Genomic DNA, 15,600 nt, shown 5'->3' with positions numbered 1-15,600 from the left:
CTGCGTATGCTAAGCATGATTTGCCACATACGCACCGTATGTATTCTGCCCTGATGGTTTCAGATAGCAAGCCCAGGGCGTCGAGCAAGAGGTCAAGCAGGATGGCAAACCCCTACGCTGAATTATTCCAGGTCCCTGGTGCCCGGGCCTTTGTGCTCGCTGGCATGCTGGCACGCATGCCGATATCCATGACCGGCATCGGCCTGATCACCATGCTGTCCCAGGTGCATGGCGGCTATGGTCTGGCCGGTTCGGTGGCGGCAGTGTTTGCCCTGGCCACGGCGATTTGCGCGCCGCAAGTGTCACGTTGGGTGGACCGCTACAGCCAGGGCAGGGTGCTGCCGATTGCCGCGCTGATCGGAGGCGGGGCGCTATTGATGTTGCTGCTGTGTACGCGGTTGCAGGCGCCGAATTGGACGCTGTTTCTGTTCGCCGCGCTGGCGGGCTGCATGCCCAATATGTCGGCCATGGTGCGAGCGCGCTGGACCGAGTTGTACCGTGGCCAGCCCAGGCTGCAAACCGCGTTTGCCCTGGAGTCGGTACTTGATGAGGTGTGCTTCATCATCGGCCCGCCCATTTCGGTGGGGTTGAGCGTGGCGGTGTTCCCAGAAGCCGGGCCCCTGGTGGCGGCGTTGTTGCTGGCGGTGGGCGTCACCACCTTTGTGCTGCAACGGCAAACCGAGCCACCGGTACACGCGCATCAGGGAGCACACGGTCGCTGGCTGATTGCTTCGCCGTCGGTATTAATCCTGATGATTTTGCTGCTGGCCATGGGCGTGATCGTCGGCGTGGTGGATGTGGTCAGCGTGGCTTTCGCCCAGCATCAAGGCCAGCCGGCGGCGGCGAGTATCGTGCTGTCGGTGTATGCCATTGGTTCGTGCCTGGCGGGGTTGGCCTTCGGTGCCCTCAAACTCAAGGCACCGTTGCCACGCCAGTTCCTGTACTGCGGCGTAGCCACGGCGTTGACCACCTTGCCCTTGCTGTTGGTGAGCAATATTCCCGGCTTGGCCGCTGCAATCTTTATCTCCGGGCTGTTCTTCGCGCCCACCTTGATTGTGTCGATGGCCATGGTGGAGCAGATCGTCCCGGCCAGCCGCCTTACCGAAGGCATGACCTGGCTGATCACCGGCCTGAGCATCGGCGTGGCCATTGGCGCCGCCAGTTCGGGGTGGATGATCGACCACTTTGGCGCCACCAGCGGGTTTTGGGTGGCGCTGGCGGCGGGGGCGGTGGTAGCGGGCTCGGCGGTAGTGGGTTACCGGCGGTTGGGATAGTCAGCCAATCGTCGGGCATGGCTCTGGGTAGTGATGCTGCAGAAATTCGTTCAGCGCCTGACGCGTGAGATCATTCAATGTCACTTTCTTACGGTTTGCCGCCAGGGCAGCGGCCAAATGCAAGTCATGCCCGACGCGTACGTTGAATGAACCTTTGCACGGTTTCTCCGGCGTGTGCCCCAGGCTCTGGCAGGTAGCGAGATAATCATCCACCGCGCCACGGAAGGCTGCGTCCAGTTCAGCCACAGTTTTGCCTTCATAGCTCACCAATGCCTTGATGAACAGGATTTTACCAAACAGGCAGTTGTCCTCGAGGCTGGCTTCGATGGAGCCGATGTAGCCTTTGTGTTTCAGTTGGTTGTTCACTGAATCAGTTCTCCTGATTTCAATTGTTCGATGATCTGGCGCCGAATGTAGTGTTTCAGTTCGTTGCCGGGGTGAGGCTTGTGCAGGGTGATCATTGCACTGGGGTCGCCCATGTCGAACTTGACCCGGCTTCCGGCCCCTTCAATCTGTGTGTATCCCAATCGGCGTAATAACGTGACGAGCTCAGACCAGGTAAATGCCATGTGCTCATTGAGCAGTTTGGCGAGCAGCTTTTCATTCTTGGACACGGCGTTCCCTGCGTGTAACTAAATGTAGTTGCAAAAAGTGGTGTTCGTCAATGCTAGCTCAGCTTCGTGCGGCTTCGCGGAGATTGATGTAACCCCCGATGACAGCCTGTGCGGCGCCCCCCATTCCCCCGCTAATTTTTCCCCGCCCGGTTCGTTTTATAGGGACGACGTGCCTTTGTGCTTCCCGCCTATTGCCCCGGATTCCAAGAAATGAATGCTGAAGACTCCTTGAAACTTGCTCGCCGGTTTATCGGGCTGCCCCTGGAAAAGCGCCAACTGTTCCTGCAAGCCTTGCAGAAAGAAGGCGTGGATTTTTCAAGGTTTCCGATTCCGGCAGGGGTGGAGGTGGAGGACCGCCAGGCGCTGTCCTACGCGCAGCAGCGCATGTGGTTTCTATGGCAGTTGGACCCGGCCAGCGGCGCCTACAATTTGCCCGGCGCAGTGCGTTTGAGCGGCGCGCTGAGCCTGCCAGCGCTGCAGCAAGCGTTCGCCAGCCTGGTGGCGCGGCACGAAACCCTGCGCACGGTGTTCCAGCGTCAGGCCGATGAGCGGCTGGCGCAGGTGGCGGTGGAGCCGTCGGTAACCGTCGAGCACCTGGACTTCACGGCCTTGGCCGTCGATGCGCGGGAGCAGGCCGTCAACGCCGCCGCCACCCGGCAATCGCTGTTGCCGTTCGACCTGGAGCATGGGCCGCTGCTGCGCGTGCAACTGCTCAAGCTTGCCGAGCAGGAACACGTGCTGCTGCTGACCCTGCACCACATCGTCTCCGACGGTTGGTCGATGAATGTGCTGATCGACGAGTTCATCCGCTGCTATGACGCCCATGAGCGCAACGAAGCGCCCCAACTGCCGGCGCTGCCCATCCAGTACAGTGATTACGCCCTGTGGCAGCGCCGCTGGCTGGAAGCGGGCGAGCAGGCGCGCCAATTGGAATATTGGCAGGCTCGCCTGGGCGATGAGCATCCGGTTCTGGAGCTGCCCACCGACCACCCGCGCCCGGCCATGCCCAGCTACCAGGGCACACGGCATAACTTCGCGATTGAGCCGGCACTGGCCGCGCAACTGCGCAGCTGCGCGCAAAAACATAACGTCACTCTGTTCATGCTGCTGCTCGGCGCCTTCAATGTGCTGTTGCACCGCTATACCGGCCAAAGCGATATCCGTGTCGGTGTGCCGATTGCCAATCGCAATCGCACCGAAGTCGAGGGCCTGATCGGTTTCTTCGTCAACACCCAGGTGTTGCGCACCGAACTGACCGGGCAAACGCGGGTTGCCGAGTTGCTGCAAGGTATCAAGGAGCATGCTCTGGGCGCCCAGGCCCATCAGGAGTTGCCCTTCGAACGGCTGGTGGAAGCGCTGAAAATCGAGCGCAGCCTGAGCCACACGCCGCTGTTCCAGGTGATGTATAACCATCAGCCGGTAGTCGCCGACATCGCCTCGGTCAGCACCGCATCGGGGCTGGAATTGGCCCTGGTGGAATGGCAAGGCCGCACCACCCAGTTCGATCTGACACTGGACACCTATGAAAAGTCCGGCACCCTGCATGCCGCGCTGACCTACGCCAATGACTTGTTCGATACGCCCACCATCGAGCGCATGGCCCGGCATTGGGTCAGTCTGTTGCAAGCCATGGTGCTCGATGGCGAACAGCGCATTGGCGAATTGCCCATGCTTGACGCGGCTGAACAGCAACGGCTGGTCCACACCTGGAACCAGACCGCCGAGGCGTACCCGACCGAGCGCGGGATTCATCACCTGATCGAAGACCAGGCACGGCGCAGTCCCGATGCACCGGCACTGGTGTTCGGTACCACCACCTTGACCTACGCCCAACTGGATGCGCGCGCCAACCAGTTGGCCCATGCCCTGGGCGAGCAGGGCATAGGGCCCGACGTGCTGGTAGGTATCTGCATCGAGCGCTCCATCGAAATGGTGGTTGGCCTGCTGGCGATTCTCAAGGCCGGTGGCGCCTACGTGCCCCTCGACCCTGAGTACCCCCGGGAACGCCTGGCCTACATGATCGAAGACAGTGGCATTCAGTTGCTGCTCAGCCAGCAAAGCCTGCTGGCGTCGCTGCCCGTCGCCGGTATCCAGGTAATTGCCCTGGACCAGCCGGCGCTATGGCTCGACGGCTACAGCAGCGATTCACCGAACGTGGCCTTGCATGCCCTCAACCTGGCCTACGTGATCTACACCTCGGGCTCCACCGGCAAGCCCAAAGGCGCCGGCAATAGCCATCGCGCCTTGGTCAACCGCTTGAGCTGGATGCAACAGGCGTATGGCCTGGGCGCCAATGACGCGGTGTTGCAGAAAACCCCGTTCAGCTTTGACGTGTCGGTGTGGGAGTTCTTCTGGCCGCTGATGACCGGCGCCCGCCTGGTGGTCGCAGCGCCTGGCGAACACCGTGAACCGACGCGCCTGATTGACACCATTGGCCGACACGCCATCACCACCTTGCACTTCGTGCCGTCGATGTTGCAGGCGTTTATCCATGAGCCGGGCGTACAGGCGTGCGCAAGCCTCACGCGCATTGTGTGCAGCGGCGAAGCCTTGCCCCTGGACGCGCAACAGCAAGTGTTCGCCAAGTTGCCCGCTGCGGCGCTGTACAACCTCTATGGCCCGACCGAGGCGGCCATCGACGTCACGCACTGGACCTGCATTGACGAAGGCGCCGATAGCGTGCCCATCGGCCGCCCCATCGCCAATCTCGGCACCTACGTGCTGGACGCGCAACTCAACCCGGTGCCGGCCGGCGTCAGTGGCGAACTCTACCTGGGCGGCGTCGGCCTGGCGCGCAGTTACCATCGGCGCCCGGCGCTCACCGCCGAACGTTTTGTACCCAGCCCCTTTGTGACAGGCGAACGCCTGTATCGCACCGGTGACCGCGTGCGCCAACGTGCCGATGGGGTAATCGAATACCTCGGCCGTCTCGATCATCAGGTCAAGTTGCGCGGCTTGCGTATCGAGCTGGGCGAAATCGAAGCACGCCTTATGCAGCATCCACACGTGCGCGAAGCCGTGGTACTGGTACAGGGCGGCAAGCAGTTGGTCGCCTATCTTGTACACGCAGGCGAGGCGCCAACGGGCCTCAAGGAATGGTTGCTCAGCAGCTTGCCGGAATACATGGTGCCGACGCATTTCATTGCGCTGCCCAAGCTGCCGGTGACCGCCAACGGCAAGCTCGACCGCAAGGCGTTGCCAGTGCCGGATGCGGCGCAGCAGCAGGCATTTGTCGCCCCCCAAGGCGACCTGCAAACAGCCCTGGCTGCCATCTGGAGCGACGTGCTGGGCGTTGAGCAGGTCGGCCAGGACGATAACTTCTTCGAGCTGGGCGGCGATTCGATCATCTCTATCCAGGTGGTCAGCCGCGCCCGTCAGGCCGGCATTCGCCTGAGCCCGCGTGACCTGTTCCAGTACCAGAACATCCGCAGCCTGGCTCTGGTGGCGCGCTTTGAGCAGGTCAGCCTGATCGACCAGGGCCCGGTCAGTGGCGAGGTGATGCTGACGCCCGTCCAACACAGTTTTTTCGACCAGCCGATCCCGGCGCGGCATCACTGGAATCAATCCTTGTTACTGGTGCCCGGTGAGGTGCTTGAGCCTGCACGGTTGGAGGCCGCGCTGGCGCGGTTGATCCAGCATCACGACGCTTTGCGCCTGCGCTTTGTGCAGCAGGCTGGCGGCTGGCAGCAGAGCCATGCTGCCTATGTCAGCGAACCGCTGTTGTGGCAATGCCAGGCCGGCACCGACGCTGAACTGGCGGCGCTGTGTGATGAAGCCCAGCGCAGCCTTGACCTTGCCCAAGGTCCACTGCTGCGCGCCGCGTTGGTGAGCATGGCCGATGGCAGCCAGCGTGTGCTGTTGGTGATCCATCACTTGGTGGTGGATGGTGTGTCCTGGCGCATCCTGCTCGAAGACCTGCAACAGGCCTACCGCGAACAGGTGCTGCCGGCAAAAACCAGTGCCTACCAGCGCTGGGCGCAACAGTTGCACCGCCACGCGCAGACCGTCGAGGAGCAACTGCCGTACTGGCAAGCCCAATCCATCGGCGCCGAGCTGCCGTGTGATCACCCCGAAGGCGGCCTGCAAAACCGCCTGGGTGCCAAGCTGGAAACACGCCTCGACGTCGAGCACACCCGCCGACTGCTGCAAGACGCGCCAGCGGCCTATCGCACCCAGGTCAACGACCTGCTGTTGACCGCCCTGGCGCGGGTGATCAGCCGTTGGAGCGAGCAACCTGCTGCGCTCATTCAATTGGAAGGTCACGGCCGTGAAGATCTGTTTGACGACATCGACCTGAGCCGCACCGTCGGCTGGTTCACCAGCCTGTACCCGGTGCGTCTGCACGCCGAAGGCGAGTTGCCCGAGGCGATCAAGGCGGTGAAGGAACAACTGCGCGCCGTGCCCGACAAAGGCCTGGGCTACGGCCTGCTGCGCTACCTGGGCGCGCCACACGCGCAGGAAAGCCTTGCGAACCTTACCGCGCCGCGCATCACCTTCAACTACCTGGGCCAGTTCGACCGTCAGTTCAACGAGTCGGCACTGTTCGTGCCGGCCAGTCAGGGCAGTGGCCAGGCCCAGGATCCAGAGGCGCCGCTGGCCAACTGGCTGACGCTGGAAGGTCAGGTATATGGCGGCGAGCTGTCGTTGCAATGGGGGTTCAGCCGGGAGATGTTCGAGGCGGCAACTGTTCAAGGTCTGGCGGACGAGTACGCAACTGAACTCAGGGTGCTGATCGAGCATTGTTGTGCCACGCCGGCAGGCCAGGTGAGCCCGTCGGATTTCCCGCTGGCACGCCTCACCCAGCAGCAACTGGATGCCTTGCCCGTGGCCGGGCCGGCGATTGCCGACCTTTATCCGCTGTCGCCGATGCAGCAAGGCATGCTGTTCCACACCCTGTTGGAACCCGAGGCCCAGGCCTACATCAACCAGTTGCGCCTGGACATCGAGGGCCTCGATTTGCTCGCTTTCGGGCGTGCCTGGCAGGCTGCACTGGATCGTCACGACATCCTGCGCAGTAGCTTCCATTGGCTGGGCCTGGACAGTGCTCATCAGCTGATCCAGCGCCAGGTCGACCTGCAACTGCAAGTGATCGAAGACCCCGACGCCGATTTCGACACCCTGGCCCAGGCCGAACGCGAACGCGGTTTTGCCCTGAATGCCGCGCCGCTGTTTCGCCTGACGCTGGTGCGCGGTGCCGGTGCGGCCTGGCACTTTATCTTCACCAGCCACCACATCCTCATGGACGGCTGGAGTAACGCGCAGTTGCTCGGTGAAGTCATCGCTCACTATGCGGGGCAGGCAGTGTCGGCGCCGCTCGGGCAGTTCCGCGATTACCTCGCCTGGCTGCAACAACAATCCTCGGGCGAAGCGTTCTGGAAAAACGCCCTGGCGGCATTGCCGGCGCCGACCCTGCTGGCGCAAGCGTTGCGCAAGCCGGTGGACGCGGTTGGCATGGCTGACCATCACGTGGCACTGGACAGCGACTTTACCCGCCGCCTGGGCGACTTTGCACGCGAGCAAAAAGTCACCCTCAATACCGTGTTGCAAGGCGCCTGGAGCCTACTGCTGCAGCGTTACACCGGCCAGGACTGCGTTGCTTTTGGTGCCACCGTAGCCGGGCGTTCCGCACCGCTGCCGGGGATCGAGCAGCAACTGGGCCTGTTCATCAACACCTTGCCGATCATCAGCGCAGCCTCGCCAGCCCAGTCGGCGGCGGCGTGGCTCAGCGAACTGCAAGTGCTCAACCTCAGCCTGCGCGACCATGAACATGTGCCGCTCTACGACATCCAGGGCTGGGCCGGCCAGCAAGGCGCGCTGTTCGACACCTTGCTGGTGTTCGAAAACTTCCCGGTCGCCGAGGCGCTCAAGCAAGGCGCACCGGCCGGCCTGACCTTCGGTCACCTGTACCACCATGAGCGCACGCACTATCCATTGACCCTGGGCATCGAACTGGGCGCCTGCCTGCGCCTGGAGTTCAGCTATGACCGTGCCCAATTCAGCGAGGCGCACGTGGCGCAGTTGAGCGCCAACCTGCAACACCTGCTGGCGCAATTGCTCGCAGACGCTCACATGCCGCTGGGCAACCTGCGCCTTCTCGACGCCCCTGTGCAACGGCAGATGCTCGCTCTGAGCCGCTCAGCCGCAGCGCCCCAGGCCAACGAGCGCGTGCATCAGCGTATCGCAGCCCAGGCCGAGGCGACGCCAGACGCCCTGGCTGTGCAGGCCAGTGACGCCAGCTTGAGCTACGCCCAGTTGAACCAGCGCGCCAACCGCCTGGCCCATCGCCTGTTGGCGCTTGGTGTCGGCCCCGGTCAACGGGTGGGCCTGGCTTCGCGGCGTGGCCCGCAATTGATCGTCAGCCTGCTGGCAGTGCTCAAAAGCGGGGCGGCCTACGTACCGCTGGACCCTGAATACCCGGCGGAACGTTTGGCCTACATGCTCGCCGACAGCCGCCTGGACGTGCTGCTCAGCGAAACCGGCTTGCTCGCCGACTTGCCTTTGCCCCGCGGCCTGACCCGCATGGATTTCAGCGCCAGTGGCGACGAACTGACCGGCTACCCGACGACCAATCCGCCTAATCACGCGGCGGCGGCTGACCTGGCCTATGTGATCTACACCTCTGGCTCCACCGGCCAGCCCAAGGGCGTGGCCATCGACCATGCCGCCCTTGGCCAGTTCTGTGACAGCGCCACGCTGTACAGCCGACTGAGCGCCGAGGACCGCGTGTTGCAGTTTGCGACCTTCAGTTTCGATGGTTTTGTCGAACAGTGCTTCCCGCCCCTGTGTGCGGGCGCGGCGTTGATCATGCGTGGCGATGAACTCTGGGATGCCGGGCAACTGGCACAAGAGATTGTCGAGCAGGGCGTGACCCTGGCCGATCTGCCCGCCGCCTACTGGTACCTGTTGGCGCAAGAGTGCGCCGAGCACCGTCGCTCCCTGGGCAAGCTGCGCCAGGTACATGTGGGGGGTGAAGCCATGTCAGTGGAGGGCGTGCGTGCGTGGTACGCCGCGGGCTTGGGCAATGTGCGCCTGGTCAACACCTACGGGCCGACCGAAGCCACGGTGGTCTCCAGCGTGCATGAGTGCCAATTGGCCGATGCCAACGACGCCTACGGCGTTCCAATCGGGCAGGCGATTGCCGGGCGCGGCCTGTATGTACTCGACAGCGGTTTCGAGCTGTTGGCCACCGATGGCGTGGGCGAGCTGTGCATTGGTGCCGAGGTTGGCTTGGCGCAACGCTATTTCGACCGCCCGGCGCTGACCGCCGAGCGCTTCTTGCCGGACCCGTTTTCCGCCATGCCCGGTGCGCGGCTTTATCGCAGTGGCGACCTGGCCCGGTACAACCCGGCGGGTGCGCTGGAGTACGTCGGGCGTATCGACCATCAAGTGAAGATTCGTGGCCTGCGTATCGAAATGGGCGAAATCGAAGCCAGCCTGCAAGCCTTGCCAAATGTGCGAGAAGCCGCCGTGCTTGCGCAGCCGAGCGCGACCGGCGTGCAGTTGGTGGCGTACGTGGTGCCCGCCGAAGGCCAAGCGCTGGAGGCACAGGCACTGGCGGCGCGCTTGCGCCAGACGTTGCCGGACTACATGGTGCCGGGCCATTGGGTGGTCCTCGATGCCTTGCCGTTGAACCACAACGGCAAGCTCGACCGCCGTGCGCTGCCCACACCCGACCTGAACCAGGCCAGCGCCGCCTACGTGGCGCCGCAAAGTCCATTGCAAATCCAGTTGGCGGCGATCTGGCAAGCAGTGTTGCAGGTCGAGCAGGTTGGCCTGGAAGATCACTTCTTCGAACGCGGCGGCCACTCCTTGCTGGCCACCCAAGTGATCTCCCGGGTGCGCCACGATCTCAAGCTGGAAGTGCCGTTGCGGGCCCTGTTCGAACAGCCGACGCTGGCCGCTTTCGCAGCGGCGTGCGCAGGCGTGCAGGCCGATACCGCGCCTGTGATGCAGGCGGTTGGCCGTGAGCAGCCGCTGGCGTTGTCCTTTGCCCAGGAGCGGCAGTGGTTTCTCTGGCAATTGGATCCCACCAGCGCGGCCTATCATGTGCCCAGCGCCTTGCACCTGCGCGGTGAACTCCACATCGCGGCGCTGGAGCGCGCCGTCGAGGCCCTGGTGCAGCGCCATGAACCACTGCGCACCACCTTCGTGGAGTCGGGCGAGCACGCCGTGCAAGTCATCCACCCAAGCCTGGCAGTGCCGGTTGAACAACAAGAGGTCGACGCCGGCGCTATCGAGCAGGCTGTCACCGAAGAGATCCAGCGCCCGTTCGACCTGCGCAACGGCCCGCTGATGCGCGTCAAGTTGCTGATCGTCGCGCCTGATCACCATGTGCTGGTCATCACCCAGCACCACATCATCTCTGACGGCTGGTCGATGCAAGTGATGATCGACGAGTGGGTGGCGCTGTACCAAGGCGACGCAGGGTTGCCGGCCTTGCCGATCCAGTACGCCGACTACGCCCAGTGGCAGCGCGACTGGATGGCGGCTGGGGAACAACAACGCCAGCTCGATTACTGGTGCGCTCGTCTGGGGCACGAACATTCGTTGCTGGACCTGCCGCTGGACTATCCACGCCCCGCAGTGCAGAGCCATCGTGGCGCGCGCCGCCAGATTCATCTGGAGCGTGCGCTGCTGACTGAACTCAAGGCCCTGGCCCAGCGTCAGGACGTGACGCTGTTCATGCTGTTGCTGGCCTCGTTCCAGACCTTGCTGCACCGCTACAGCGGCCAGGCACAGGTGCGTGTCGGCGTACCGGTCGCCAACCGTAATCGCTTCGAAACCGAGCGACTGCTGGGCTTTTTCGTCAACACCCAGGTGCTGCAAGCTGACGTGCACGGGCAGATGCCGTTCGACCAGTTGCTGGCCCAGGTCAAGCAGCGTGCCCTGGAGGCGCAGGCCCATCAGGACCTGCCGTTCGAGCAGCTCGTGCAAGTGTTGCAGCCCGAGCGCAGCCTGAGCCATAACCCGCTGTTCCAGGTGATGTTCAACCATCAGGACAGCCTGCGTTCAGCCCCGGTGCAATTGCCCGGCCTGGATTTGCAGCCCGTGGATTGGGCCGGTCACAGCACGCAATTCGACCTGAACCTGGAAACCGAGGAGTCGGCGGACGGTCTCTGGGCCTCGCTGACTTACGCCACGGATCTGTTTGACGCGGCGACCGTGGAACGCCTGGCCGAGCATTGGCAAAACCTGCTGCGCGCGGTCCTGCAGGATGCCTCGGTGGCCTTGGACGACCTGGCGATGCTCAGCCCGTCGCAATGGCAGCACATGGTGCACGACTGGAACCGCAGCGACACCGACTACCCACGCGAACGCTGTGTACACCAGTTGTTTGAGGCCCAGGCCGCGGCGCAACCCGACGCCATCGCGCTGCATTTCAATGATGAGCGCCTGAGCTACGGCGAACTCAACCGTCGCGCCAATCGGCTCGCCCATCGTCTGATCGACATGGGCGTCGGCCCGGACGTGCTGGTTGCAGTACACGTGGAGCGTTCCCTGGACATGGTGGTTGGCTTGCTCGCGACCCTCAAGGCCGGTGGCGCCTATGTGCCGCTCGACCCGCAATTCCCGGCAGAGCGCCTGGCCTACATGCTTGAAGACAGCCGCGCCCGGGTATTGCTGACCCAACCGCACCTGCTGGGGCACCTGGCTCAGCCGCACGGCGTGCAGGTGCTGATGGTGGAGGAGGCCGGCACAGCGCAGCACAATCCCCAGGTTGCCGTGACACCGGAGCATCTGGCCTACGTGATCTACACCTCTGGCTCCACTGGCAAGCCCAAAGGGGTGATGGTTCGTCACAAGGCGCTGTGCAGCTTCACCAGCGGCATGGCCGGCACGTTGAGTATCGGCCAGGATGCGCGGCTGTTGTCGCTGACCACCTTCTCGTTCGACATCTTCGCCCTGGAGCTGTATGTGCCGCTGAGTGTCGGCGGTACCGTGGTGCTGAGCACCCAGGCAACGGCCCTCGACCCCGAGGCGATCCTCGATCTGGCCCAGCGTCAGGCGGCGAATGTGCTGCAAGCCACGCCTTCGACCTGGCGCATGTTGCTCGACAGCCCACGGGCTCATTCACTGCGTGGCATCGCCTGCCTGTGCGGTGGCGAAGCGCTGCCCGTCGATTTGGCCCAGCGCATGCTCGACCTGCAAGGCCCACTGTGGAACCTCTATGGCCCGACGGAAACCACCATCTGGTCGGCGGCTCATCGTTTGCACCAGGCATTGCCGTTCGTTGGACGGCCCATCGCCAATACCGGCTTGTTCATCCTCAATGCCGGTCTCACGCCATGCCCCCAAGGTGTGTCCGGTGAGCTGCTGATCGGCGGTGTCGGCTTGGCGCGGGGTTACCACGGGCAGCCGGCGCTGACCGCTGAACGCTTCGTGCCCAACCCGTTTGGGGTTCCGGGCGAACGCCTGTACCGTACTGGTGACCTGGCACGCTATCGGGCCGACGGCCTGGTGGAATACATCGGCCGCGTCGACCATCAGGTCAAGGTCCGGGGTTTCCGTATCGAGCTGGGTGAAATTGAAGCCTGCTTGCGTGAGTTCGACGGCGTACGCGAAGCCGTGGTGCTAGCCGATAACGACCGGCTGATCGCTTACCTGGTCAGCGCCGCGCCGCAGGCGGCGCAGGTCTATAAAACCGCGCTGCGCGAGCGCTTGCCGGACTACATGGTGCCCGCGCAGTGGCTGTTCCTCGACAGCCTGCCGCTGACCCCCAACGGCAAGCTCGACCGCAAGGCATTGCCCAAACCGGATGCCAGCCTGTCGCTCAAGGGCCATGTAGCGCCCGTCACCCCGCGTGAGCAGCAGGTAGCGGCGATCTGGGCCGAGGTACTGGAATTGCCCCGGGTGGGCCTCGACGATCATTTCTTCGAGTTGGGCGGGCATTCATTGCTGGCCACGCGGGTGGTGTCACGGGTGCGTCAGGCCCTGGCGCTGGAAGTCCCACTCAAGGCCTTGTTCGAACAGCCGCTACTGGGTGATTTCGTGCGGGCCTTGGGCGAGGAGGGCGTCACCGCGCCGGCGTTGATCAAGGCCGACCGCACGCAGCCTCTGCCGCTGTCTTATGCCCAGGAGCGCCAGTGGTTCCTCTGGCAACTGGACCCGGCCGGCGCCGCGTATCACATCCCCAGCGCCTTGCGTTTGCAGGGGCCGTTGGACCTGACCGCGCTGCAAGAGAGCTTTGATAGCTTGCTGGCTCGCCATGAAAGCCTGCGCACGTATTTCCGTCAGGACGCCACCGGCGCGGTTCAAGTCATTGACGCCCAGGGCCGGGTCGATATCGAGCAGGTCGACAGCGACTATGCCGGCCTCAAGGCGCGGGTCGCGCAGGTGATCGCCCAGCCTTTCGACCTGCTGCGTGGGCCGCTGCTGCGGGTCACCTTGCTGCGCCTGGCCGAGGACGACCACGTGCTGGTACTGGTGCAGCATCACATCGTTTCTGACGGCTGGTCGATGCAGTTGATGGTCGAGGAGTTGGTGCAGGCGTATGCCGCTAACAGCCAAGGCCAGGACGTGCAATTGCCGGCGCTGCCGATCCAGTACGCCGATTATGCCGTGTGGCAGCGCGGTTGGATGGAGGCGGGGGAGCAGGCGCGTCAACTGGCCTACTGGCGCGAGCAGTTGAGCGGCGAGCAACCGGTGCTGGAGTTGCCGTTCGACCAGCCGCGCCCGGCACAGCCAAGCCATCGCGGCGCACGCTTGGGTATCGAGTTGCATCCGGAGTTGTTGGGCAGTTTGCGCGCACTGGCGCAGCACGCTGGCGTCACGCTGCCGATGCTGCTGCTGGCGTCTTACCAGGCGTTGCTGCATCGCTACAGCGGCCAGGAAGATGTGCGCGTGGGCGTGCCGATTGCCAACCGCAACCGCTTGGAAACCGAGGGGTTGATCGGCTTCTTCGTCAACACCCAAGTGCTCAAGGCCGATATCCACGGGCAAATGAGCACCGAGCAACTGCTGCACCAGGTGCGTCAGCGCTCCCTGGAGGCCCAGGCTCACCAGGACCTGCCGTTCGAACAGCTTGTGCAGGCATTGCAACCGGAGCGCAGCCTTAGCCTTAGCCCGTTGTTCCAAGTGTTGTTCAACCACCGTGTGAGCGCTGCCGACAGCCATCTGCATCGCCTGGCCGACCTGCACGTCGAAGTCCTGGATCTGGACGAAGGCGTGGCCCAGTTCGACTTGGCGCTGGATGTGGAAGAAAGCCAGACGGCCCTGCGTGCCTCTCTGAGTTATGCCACCGATCTGTTCGCTGTGGCGACCATCGAGCGCATGGCCGGGCATTGGCAGAACCTCTTGCGGGCAATGGTGATCGACCCACAGCAACCCATCAGCCAATTGAGCTTGCTGGGCGAGGATGAGCAACAGCAGATTCTTGAGCTGTGGAACCAGGCCGACGCCGGCTTCTCAGCCGAGCGCCTGGTGCATGAATTGGTCGGCGATCGCGCCCGGCAAACCCCGGACGCAGTGGCGGTTAAATTCGATACTCAAACCCTGACTTACGGTGAACTGGATCGCCAGGCCAATCGCCTGGCCCGTGCCCTGATCGCCCGTGGCGTCGGCGCGGAAGTGCGGGTGGCCATCGCCATGCCGCGCAGTGCCGAGATCATGGTGGCGTTCCTGGCGGTGATGAAAGCCGGTGGTGTGTATGTGCCGCTGGATATCGAATACCCACGTGATCGCCTGCTGTACATGATGCAAGACAGCCGTGCGCAACTGCTGCTGACTCACAGCCGGGCGTTGCACCAACTGCCAGTCCCCGAGGGTCTGGATACCCTCGCGATTGATCGCACCGAAGAGTGGGCCGGTTACAGCGATACGGCCCCGACTGTGGCGCTGGACGGCGACAACCTTGCCTACGTGATCTACACCTCCGGCTCCACCGGTTTGCCCAAGGGCGTGGCGGTGTCACACGGCCCGCTGGTGGCGCATATCATCGCTACCGGCGAGCGCTATGAAACCTCGCCGGCCGATTGCGAGCTGCACTTCATGTCGTTCGCTTTCGACGGCTCCCACGAAGGCTGGATGCACCCGCTGATCAACGGCGCCAGCGTGTTGATCCGTGACGACAGCCTGTGGCTGCCGGAATACACCTACGAGCAGATGCATCGCCATAACGTGACCATGGCGGTGTTCCCACCGGTGTACCTGCAACAGTTGGCCGAACATGCCGAGCGCGACGGCAACCCGCCGGCAGTGCGGGTGTACTGCTTCGGTGGTGATGCCGTTGCTCAAGCCAGCTATGACCTGGCGTGGCGCGCGCTGAAGCCTGAATACCTGTTCAACGGCTACGGCCCGACCGAAACCGTGGTCACGCCGCTGCTGTGGAAGGCACGCAAGGGCGACCCTTGCGGAGCTGTCTACGCGCCCATCGGCACCTTGTTGGGCAACCGAAGTGGCTACGTGTTGGATGCGCAACTGAACCTGCAGCCCATCGGCGTAGCCGGCGAGTTGTACCTGGGCGGCGAGGGCGTGGCCCGGGGTTATCTGGAGCGCCCGGCACTGACTGCCGAGCGTTTCGTGCCGGACCCGTTCGGCAAGCCCGGCAGTCGCGTGTATCGCAGTGGTGACCTGACCCGCGGGCGTCCGGATGGCGTGGTGGATTACCTGGGGCGTGTCGACCATCAGGTGAAGATCCGCGGTTTCCGTATCGAACTGGGGGAAATCGAAGCGCGCTTGCGTGAGCAAGCCAGTGTCGGTGAAACCGTGGTGGT

At 63.7% G+C, this 15,600-nt stretch carries 4 protein-coding genes; 2 read left to right on the top strand and 2 right to left on the bottom strand.

The features are described from left to right. The first annotated feature begins 101 nt into the window (after positions 1 to 101). Positions 102 to 1,274 (top strand): MFS transporter, encoded by a 1,173-nt coding sequence (locus ACTJLA_RS23920; RefSeq protein ID WP_198791737.1) that lies wholly within the window; start codon positions 102 to 104, stop codon positions 1,272 to 1,274. Here the strand turns inward: ACTJLA_RS23920 and ACTJLA_RS23915 are convergent, their stop codons facing one another. Together ACTJLA_RS23915 and ACTJLA_RS23910 are read right to left on the bottom strand one after the other, a co-directional pair. Further along, on the bottom strand, positions 1,275 to 1,640 hold the full coding sequence (locus tag ACTJLA_RS23915; RefSeq protein WP_014718824.1) for a type II toxin-antitoxin system HicB family antitoxin: 366 nt from the start codon (positions 1,638 to 1,640) through the stop codon (positions 1,275 to 1,277). Next, positions 1,637 to 1,888: a type II toxin-antitoxin system HicA family toxin gene (locus tag ACTJLA_RS23910; protein WP_014718823.1), complete on the bottom strand. Its 252-nt coding sequence runs from the start codon at positions 1,886 to 1,888 to the stop codon at positions 1,637 to 1,639. The genes ACTJLA_RS23915 and ACTJLA_RS23910 overlap by 4 nt, the downstream gene beginning before the upstream one ends. 210 nt (positions 1,889 to 2,098) lie before the next feature. On the opposite strand from ACTJLA_RS23910, the gene ACTJLA_RS23905 reads away from it, so the two are divergent. Next, positions 2,099 to 15,600, top strand: a 13,502-nt coding sequence (locus ACTJLA_RS23905; protein WP_440842264.1) for a non-ribosomal peptide synthase/polyketide synthase, incomplete at its 3' end; no start/stop codon positions are given.

Source organism: Pseudomonas sp. 22072, from assembly GCF_052046095.1.
GTDB lineage: Bacteria > Pseudomonadota > Gammaproteobacteria > Pseudomonadales > Pseudomonadaceae > Aquipseudomonas > Aquipseudomonas paracarnis.
Note: the sequence above shows the minus strand (reverse complement) of the source record. Positions and strands in the feature narration are given on the sequence as shown.